This window comes from Spirulina subsalsa CS-330 (genome assembly GCF_028330765.1).
GTDB classification, from domain to species: domain Bacteria; phylum Cyanobacteriota; class Cyanobacteriia; order Cyanobacteriales; family Spirulinaceae; genus Spirulina; species Spirulina subsalsa_A.
Genome location: NZ_JAQMTY010000221.1, coordinates 1 through 6,013 on the forward strand (window position 1 = coordinate 1; position 6,013 = coordinate 6,013).

Here is a 6,013-nt window from a genome sequence, read left to right on the forward strand (position 1 = left end):
ATTAAAGGACTCGCTGTCGCTCGATTTGTTTGTTGGTGCAAATTCATCTCGCCACTAAAAGGCACGTCCGCCGTTACCTTCGGTAACTCTACTCGGACTCGCTTTATAGTGGGAGTCTTCTTTGCACATTTAAGATAAAATAGCATCAAGCCTGTCTAGAGTCAGACCCTAAAATCCTCAAAATTTAGTGACCCAGCCTGAAATTCAAGGCAACATTTCTTTACATCTGCCGTAAATCGTTAGACTAGAGCAAAGTTGAGTGACGGTTCTTGCAGATGCAGCGATCGCACCACTCTCCATTCATCGTGCCGAACCATCCTGTCGTGAGCAAGGAGAATCCCCCCTCGGTGTTGCAACGTTTAAAGCAAGACTTTAAGAATGACCTGATCGCCGGTTTACTGGTGATCATCCCCCTCGCCACCACCATTTGGCTCACCCTGACGATCACGCGCTGGGTGATTGCCTTTTTGACGGAAATTCCCAAGCAACTCAACCCCTTCCAAGGGTTGCACCCAATCGTGAGCAATCTCCTCAATTTGCTCGTCGGGCTAGCCGTCCCGTTGGGGTGTATTTTGCTGATTGGGTTAATGGCGCGGAATATTGTCGGGCAATGGCTCCTCAATGTGGGGGAGCGGATTCTACAATCGATTCCCCTGGCCGGTTCTGTTTACAATACCCTCAAGCAAATCCTGGAAACCCTCCTCCAAGACTCGAAAACGAAGTTTCGGCGGGTGGTGATGATTGAATATCCTCGCCGGGGGGTGTGGAGTATTGGCTTTGTGACGGGGACATTGAGCGCCGCGCTCCAAACTCACCTCTCGGAACCGATGCTCAGTGTCTTTATCCCCACCACGCCGAATCCCACATCGGGATGGTACGCCGTGATTCCGGAAGCAGAGGTGATTACTCTGCCGATTTCCATTGAAGATGCGTTTAAAGTGCTCATTTCCGGTGGTATCGTCAGCCCGCGCACCACAGACACGGCAATTCCCCTAAATGCGAAGCCGGTCTCATCGCCCCAATACGGTTCGGTGGCTGTGGATGCGGCCAACACCGTTGAGGCGGAACGTTCCGTCCTGTCCCGTGATGAAGAACTGTATTCGCCGGGATCATCGTGAGCTGTCTAGTCTCAGCGTTCGTTTTTCGGTAAACTGATGGATCGCGCCTTTGGTGCGATCTCTGCCGTGCCTATCTCCCAAAACCTATGTCAGCCCGCCAACAGCCTCGCCGCACTGCTCGTGAACTTGCCCTCCTGGGGTTAAGCCAAGCCAGCGGTAACGATGAAAAATTAGCCCAACAGGATCTCAGTAATCTAATGTTGGCGGCGGTGCGCACATTGGTGAGTGATGTGCGGGAAACGTTGGAAACGGCGGGGATGGAGGTGCGCCGAGGGAGCGATCGCCTCAATAAAAGTGAGGTGCGGGCCCCCGATGTCCATAGTGCGCGGGTGATGGTGCGCGAAGGGTTGACGCTGGCTGAACAGGCGATTAATCGCTTGGGGGCGGCGTTGGATTTGCCGGAATTTATTAATTTGGCGAATCAACAAGTGGTGCGGGACTATGCCTTTGCGTTGGTGGGGACGATTAAGCGTCGTCGGGCCGAAATTAGTGCGGAGTTGGAGCGATCGCTTGTGGATTGGTCGTTGAGTCGCTTACCCCAGTTGGATCGACAAATTCTGATGATGGCGGTGGCGGAGATGCGCTACTTGGATGTGCCGGAGCGGGTGGCGATTAATGAAGCGGTGGAACTGGCAAAACGTTACTCCGATGAAGAAGGGGCGCGGTTTATCAATGGGGTGCTCCGTCGCGTCACAAGCCATAAATACCCCGTTGCCTTCAACCCGGCGGCCATTCCCCCCTCGGAACCCCAGGCGGCTGACCCCGCACCGCTTCCGGCTGCCATCCCACCACCTGCCCCCGAACCGGATCTTCCCCCTGCTCCAGAGATGACCCTGGATGTTGAAGCGCCCCCAGAGGCGATCGCACCCCCCACCACCTTCCCCAGCCCGGAGGTAAAACCGATCCGCACAACGCCCCGCGCTGTCCCAGAGACTCCCCCAGAAGCGATCGCGCCGCCCACCGAGGCCCCCAGTCCTAGCACGAAACCCAGTCAAGAAATCCTCCGGGTTGACCCACGGCCCCCCTCAACCACCAAACCGACCCAAAAACCGATTTTAAAAGCCATCCCCAAGCCCCAACCCGCCTCAATCCCTAACCCTGGGCCGGTTGAGCCGGACATCGTCCCCCCCACGTTTCGCCCGGAGTCGGTTCCGGACAGGGCCGATGCCCTTGATTTAGATGAACTGATTGTGAATGAGGCGATCGCGCCTGAATCGGATTTAGATGAGCTTGATGACCGTGAGGCGATCGCGCCTGAGCCATCGGGGATAGATACGCTTGACGATCGTGAGGCGATCGCACCTGAATCGGATGTAGATGAGCTTGACGATCGTGAGGCGATCGCGCCTGAATCGGATGTAGATGAACTGATGGTGAATGAGGCGATCGCCGAGCCGGAATTGATCGCCCCGGCCCCAGATATCGAGTCAGATACCGAGTCAGAGATAGAATCATCCCTCGACGCTGAATCCTTGCCCGACTACTTGCCGCCGAGTTTTTAGGATACGATTGTCTGGGTTGCAATCCCCACCTAAGTTTCCAGCAAAATTTTTGAGGTCAAGTCATGGGACAGGGTATCACGCGGCGACAACTACTCTGGGGCGCGATCGCCCTCGGTAGCACCCAATTACTACTCACCCGCCCCAGCTTGGCAGCACGGCGGGCCAGAATCACCGTCAGCACCAGCCGCGAACTGTGGGACGCGATCGGCAGCGATCGCACCATTACCCTTCGCCCCGGTGTGTATGATCTCGTCTCCATTGCCGACACCCTCACGGCATCATCGCCCCACATCGCCTTTGAAGAAGTTTACGATGGCATCGAAGCCGTGATTCGGAACGTGCAAAACCTCACCATCATCGGCCCCAAAGACCACAGCGCCAAGATCTACACCCAACCCCGCTACGCCGATGTGTTGCGCTTCGACAATTGCCAAGACATCACCCTCAAACAGATTGAGGCGGGGCATTGGCCCGATGAGGGGGATTGTAACGGTGCTGTGTTGCAATTCACAGACTGCGATCACATCGAACTTGATGATTTAAGGCTCTTCGGCAGTGGAACCTACGGCATTTGGGCCTCGCGCACCAACGAACTACACTGCAAAGATAGTCAAATCTACGAATGCACCTACGGCATCCTCTACCTCACCGCATGCGAAGACATTCACCTCGAAGACTGCCAATTTTTGAACAATCGTCAATACAACCTCGTTCACGTCGAACGCAGCCGCCAAGTGCAATTTGAAGATTGCCAATTCCGCAATAATCAAGTCCTCGCTCAATGGGATGCCTTTTTTAACGTGATCGACAGTCCTGCCGTGATCGTTGAAGATTGCGAATTCATCAACAACAGCAGCGCCAAATTAATGAATCAGCCGGGGGTGTTGCGCCTCGATGATGTGCGGTTTACAGATAATACCTTTATGGATCTTTAATGCGCCAACATCATGGTGGGTAATTTGATCGCCTCATCACCCCCGATTAAGGACTATTCTTAAGGGGTGAATCGTTGAGAAGTAGGATCGTCTCCCATGGTGATGCGGCGTTTGTTTGTGCCTCTGGTTTGTGTGCTGGGTTTGGGGTTGAATGGTTGCCGGTTAGCGGCCCAACTCGCCCCCACCGTTTTACCCGCGGCCCAACGGCCCGCCTCCCTCCCCCAAGACCCCCAAATCCCCGTCTACTTCAACCACAACACCGCCCAAGGGGCCAACTATACCGACCCCTACCGCCAAATCGAGCGGCCGGGGGATGATTTAGAAGGGGTGATTTTGCAAGAAATTGAACAGGCGCAGCAGTCGATCGAGGTGGCGGTGCAGGAGTTGCGTTTACCTCGAATTGCCCAGGCCTTGGCAGCAAAACAGGCGGCGGGGGTGCGGGTGCGGGTGGTGCTAGAAAATACCTATAACCAACCTTGGCCGGAGAGCGATCGCTCTGGCCCCGGTCGCAGCAATACCGATGCTGAGATCGCGGCCTTGGCGGATCAGGATGGCGATGGCCAAGTGACGGCGGCGGAACTGGCCCAAAATGATGCGATTCTAATTCTACGCAATGCCCGCGTGCCGCTGATTGACGACACCGCCGACGGCAGTAAGGGATCGGGGTTAATGCACCATAAATTTGTCGTGATTGATGGGGCGACGGTGGTAACGGGTTCGGCGAATTTTACCCCCAGTGGAACCCATGGCGATTTAACCATGGCCGTGAGTCGCGGTAATGTGAATCATCTGCTGGTGATCCGCGATCGCGCCTTGTCCCAACTGTTTCAACAGGAATTTAACCTCCTTTGGGGCGATGGCCCCGGCGGCCGCCCCGATAGTCGCTTTGGCCTGCAAAAACCAATGCGACCCGCCCAAACCTTCACCATCGGCGCATCCCGCGTCACGGTGCATTTTTCCCCCACCTCCCCCTCCGAACCCTGGGAAATGAGCAGCAACGGCCTCATCGCCCGCACCCTCAGCGCCGCTAATCAGAGCGTAGATTTGGCCCTATTCGTATTTTCTGAGCAGGCGATCGCCAATACCCTCGCCACCCGTCACCAACAGGGAACCCAAGTCCGCGTTTTGATTGACCCTAGTTTTGCCTTCCGCGACTTTAGCGAGGGGCTGGATCTTTTGGGCGTGACGCTCCTTAAGCAAAACTGCCAAGCGGAACCCAATAACCAACCCTGGGCCGCCCCGATTACCACCGTCGGCGTGCCCGCCCTGCCCCCCGGCGACAAGCTTCACCATAAATTTGGGGTGATGGATCGGCGGGTCGTGATTACCGGGTCGCACAATTGGTCAGCGGCGGCGAATCACGATAACGATGAAACGGTGTTAATCATTGATAATCCCGCGATCGCGGCTCATTTTCAACAGGAATTTGACCATCTTTTTAAGGGGGCACAACTCGGCATTACCTCAGCCGTAGAAACTAAAATTCAAGAAGCCGCCCAAGCCTGCGGCGGGTGACTATCGCAATCCTATTTGATTTATGAACAGGCAAGGGGCTTAAGCCCCTTGTTTCGAGGGAGGTAACGTTCTCATCGTTTCGCAATTCGCTATAAAATAGACCCAATCTAGAGCCAGTCTGGTGATCAATTATGAGTGTGATTCATTTCAGCTTAAAACCCCTCGTTGAGCACCTGAGCCATGAGCAGTTTTATGAATTGTGTATGGCTAATCAAGAGATTGCGATGGAACGGACAGCAGCAGGAGATTTAATTATTATGCCGCCAGTGGGTGGTGAAAGTGGCGAACGAGAAGCGGAATTCATTACCGATTTAGGACTTTGGAATCGTCAAACAAAGCTAGGCAAAGTGTTTAGTTCTTCAACGGTGTTTAAGCTCCCCAAGGGCGGCGATCGCTCCCCCGATGTAGCCTGGGTTCAACTGGAGCGATGGAACTCGTTAACACCCGAACAGCGCCAAAAATTCCCGCCCCTCTGCCCCGATTTTGTGATTGAATTGCGTTCTGAGAGCGATCGCTTAAAACCGCTGCAAAACAAAATGCAGGAATACTTAGCCAGTGGTCCCCAACTGGGTTGGCTGATTAATCCCTAGGGGAAAACGGTGGAAATTTATCTTAAATGTGCAAAGAAGACTCCCACTATAAAGCGAGTCCTTAATTTTCAATACTTTTGAGGGAACGAATAAATTCTCTAACGACATCCGTTTTTGTCCGTCCTGTTTTTTTGCATATTTAATAAGCAACTTCATTTCAAACTCCTCAATTCTTACACTTAATTGAATTTTTGCCATTTTGCATGATAATTTGATATACTTTTTTCATTGTTGGTTTAGCAACAAAATGAACAAAGCATACAAGTACAAGTTGAAACCGAATAGCTCTCAAAAAGTCATGATGGTTGATTGGCTGGATATGCTGCGTAGTCATTACAACTATTGCCTTAGAG

At 53.5% G+C, this 6,013-nt stretch carries 4 protein-coding genes and 2 pseudogenes; all 6 read left to right on the forward strand.

Features of this window, described 5'->3' with window-relative positions:
* Positions 1–347: 347 nt before the first annotated feature.
* Positions 348–1,118 carry a DUF502 domain-containing protein gene (locus PN477_RS15285; protein ID WP_072621837.1) on the forward strand — a complete coding sequence of 257 codons (771 nt, stop codon included), beginning with the start codon at positions 348–350 and terminating at the stop codon, positions 1,116–1,118.
* Between the two features lie 86 nt (positions 1,119–1,204).
* Positions 1,205–1,819 (forward strand): annotated as a pseudogene (nusB, locus tag PN477_RS20930) (transcription antitermination factor NusB); the annotation flags it as partial.
* Positions 1,820–2,682: 863 nt separating this feature from the next.
* Positions 2,683–3,555: a right-handed parallel beta-helix repeat-containing protein gene (locus tag PN477_RS15295; RefSeq protein WP_272117934.1), complete on the forward strand. Its 873-nt coding sequence runs from the start codon at positions 2,683–2,685 to the stop codon at positions 3,553–3,555.
* Positions 3,556–3,651: 96 nt separating this feature from the next.
* Complete coding sequence (locus PN477_RS15300) at positions 3,652–5,070, forward strand: phospholipase D-like domain-containing protein (RefSeq protein WP_272117935.1); 1,419 nt, start codon at positions 3,652–3,654, stop codon at positions 5,068–5,070.
* 131 nt (positions 5,071–5,201) lie between these two features.
* Positions 5,202–5,657: pseudogene (locus PN477_RS15305) on the forward strand (Uma2 family endonuclease); the annotation flags it as partial.
* A gap of 250 nt (positions 5,658–5,907) precedes the next feature.
* Positions 5,908–6,013 (forward strand): helix-turn-helix domain-containing protein (locus PN477_RS20935; RefSeq protein WP_417158835.1); only part of this gene is annotated, 106 nt, incomplete at its 3' end.